Annotated in this window: 1 pseudogene; it reads right to left on the bottom strand. The window is 41.7% G+C overall.

What is annotated here, in order from left to right:
- Positions 1 to 381 (bottom strand): annotated as a pseudogene (locus LG649_RS15945) (hypothetical protein); the annotation flags it as partial.

Below are 381 nucleotides of genomic sequence, written 5' to 3'. Positions count from 1 at the left end.
CCTTGGTAAACGACGCAAATAAAGTAGCACCTAATTTTCCGTTTAAATTAAATTCAAAATCCTGTAAAAGGTCCAAATTACCATCCTGTACAGTACGTAAACCTCTAGCGTTGCTAGTATCGGTTTTTGTAACTGCAACCAATTGCTTGGTTAAACGTGATACTACGCGTTTATCTTTAGCATTTTGTAAGAGTACACGAATGGCATTACGTAGCACTTTGCCACCTTTACCAGCACGCCCAAACTCCGAACCATTCTCACGAGTTCTTTGAAACGCCGGATCGGTTGCAATACGGTTGGCATCAACACCGCCTTTTTCACGAGCCAAATGCCCATCGGCAGTTTTGTAAAAAGAAATACCACCAATGGTACCTTTAAGTC

The sequence above is a fragment of the Neotamlana laminarinivorans genome (genome assembly GCF_020523925.1).
GTDB classification, from domain to species: domain Bacteria; phylum Bacteroidota; class Bacteroidia; order Flavobacteriales; family Flavobacteriaceae; genus Neotamlana; species Neotamlana laminarinivorans.
Note: the sequence above shows the minus strand (reverse complement) of the source record. Positions and strands in the feature narration are given on the sequence as shown.